At 31.4% G+C, this 2157-nt stretch carries 2 protein-coding genes; both read left to right on the plus strand.

Features of this window, described 5'->3' with window-relative positions:
- The first annotated feature begins 402 nt into the window (after nt 1-402).
- Complete coding sequence (locus tag HOH73_02500) at nt 403-1455, plus strand: VENN motif pre-toxin domain-containing protein (GenBank protein MBT5827730.1); 1053 nt, start codon at nt 403-405, stop codon at nt 1453-1455.
- Between the two features lies 1 nt (nt 1456).
- Nucleotides 1457-1987, plus strand: a complete 531-nt coding sequence (locus tag HOH73_02505) for a hypothetical protein (GenBank protein ID MBT5827731.1) — start codon at nt 1457-1459, stop codon at nt 1985-1987.
- The last annotated feature ends 170 nt before the right edge of the window (nt 1988-2157 follow it).

Raw genomic sequence — 2157 nt, forward strand, 5'->3', positions numbered from 1 at the left:
TAGTTTTGATATGGCTTTTTTCTTTAGTAGTAATTTTAAAAGAGCACTTTAATTTTAATATATCTGGTAAAGTTAAGAAGTATATTATTGTTATATATACCTTTATAATCTCCATAGAGATTATAGTATTTCTAATTTTTAATTTTAATATATACTACCTTTTCTTTTCTTTTATTCTACTTCTCATATGGCTTTATTTGATTACTTTGTGCTTTGATCTAAGAAATCCTTTATCTAAAGTAATAGAATTTCAATTTTATTTTTTCCCAAGAAGCAAATATTTTAAGAACAAAACACGCAACATTGCTATTTTTTTAATCTATATATTTTGTGTCTTAATAACTGTAATCTTCTTTAGGCTTAGTTTAGTTTTTGTAAAATATTTTATCAATTTATAAATCAATGAAAGAATTTAAGAGTGGAGATATAAGTAGAGCTAAGCAATTAACTTTACATTCAGCACTTGGTTGTGGCGCAGCATTAGCTGGTGGAGGAGATTGTGCAAGTGGAGCATTAAGTGGAGTTAGTGGGGAATTAGCTGGAGAGTATGTTAAAGATAATCTTTACCCTGGTCAAACTACATCATCTTTAACTGGGCAACAAAAAACAGTCATCAAAGAACTAGGCGGATTAGCAGGAGGTTTAAGTGCTATATTTACAGGCAATGCCGTTGGCTTATCAGAAAGTGACATAGCTGATAATATATTCTCTGGCCAAAGAATTGGTAAAAATGCGGTTGAGAATAATTTTTTAAGACAAGAGGTAGTTGAAGAGCATCAAGAAATAATGTGGCTAGATGGAAAAATTAGTGATGAAAATTATAATGCTTATAAAGATCAGGAGCTTAAAAATGCTGTTTTAGCTGTCGAAGTTCTAGCTGGAGCCACTACACTGGGAGCTGGTGCAGCTGTAGTTCAGTCTGGTAATATTCTAGTTAAACAAGGTATTAAAGCTGGAGTGATGAGATTTGGAAGTGATGCAATTAGAAATGTAGGTGTTAATACTGTTAATGGAATTGTTAGTTCTAGTGCAGCAGCATTAGTGTCTGGTGCCGATGTTAAAACGGGGCTAATATCAGTTGGAACAGGAACTCTTGTTAATGTTGTGACTGGGGGATTAGCAGATAAGTTTCAGCCAGAAGGTAAATTGAAGCAATTTGTTACTGCTGTAGTTACAAATGCTCTTAGTGCCGCTTCTAGCTCTTATTTAACAACAAGGCTTACTTATCCAAATGCAACAAACGAGGATTATATAGGGAATTTTGGAAAATCATTAATAGTTTCTACTCCTGGAAGCTTATTAGTAAATGGTATGAGATTTGGAACTGGAATAGCAGCTAAAGGAGCAGTTAATTTTGGGATGGGAATGTTAAATGCATCAACTGATACTGCAATAATTGGTGCTTATAGAGGTTATGAGCATTATAAGTATAAACAATCAATCATGGAAAGATAAAATGGATAAAGTAGAAATTTACAAACCAAATTGGACAGTTTTTTATTATAGATACTGGACTGGTATAGCACTCTTAATTTTTTGTTATTTTTTAGTTTGTATAGTGACACCTTTAACTGAAGTTTTTACAGAAGGGTTTGTGGCAGGCATGAATAAATTTATAGAATTTAATCAAGGATTTTTTTCTTATAAATTGTATACTAACATTTATGCATTTGGTTTTTTGGCTTTTTGCACATCACTTCAAATAATTGCCTACCTTTCTGGAAGTGATCTAACCAGAAGAGTGTATTTATATAAGGATTATTTAGAAACAATTTTATTTAATAAGAAGTTAACCAAAGTTTATTATTTAGATATAGTCAAGACTTCGTGTAATTATTATAAGATACATCTTCACTTAAAGAATGGAGAAATAGTTTTTATACCAAATAATATAAAGAATTCTCGACAACTTTACAATAAAATATCTGAAGAAGTAAGAAAACGGGGAGGAAAAGTTTTAGAAAGAGACACAAGTAAACGAGATTAGATATTATTCAGAGTGGGAATCACAGAATCGAGATAAATAATGTATAGTTTTTATCATGATATATCTACATTATCCCAAAACAACCTAGCTACCGCATTAGCAGATAGTGCGGTTTCTCATGTTAGTTCTACCGCGGTACAAAGTTCTATAAATGGAGATTCATTTAGCGA

This window comes from Alphaproteobacteria bacterium, from assembly GCA_018667735.1.
Lineage (GTDB): Bacteria > Pseudomonadota > Alphaproteobacteria > Rickettsiales > JABIRX01 > JABIRX01.

What these genes read in the sequence shown, in the direction of transcription:
- HOH73_02505 (MBT5827731.1), top strand. Translation starts at nt 1,457, where the DNA reads ATGGATAAAGTAGAAATTTACAAACCAAATTGGACAGTTTTTTATTAT.
- HOH73_02500 (MBT5827730.1), top strand. Translation starts at nt 403, where the DNA reads ATGAAAGAATTTAAGAGTGGAGATATAAGTAGAGCTAAGCAATTAACT.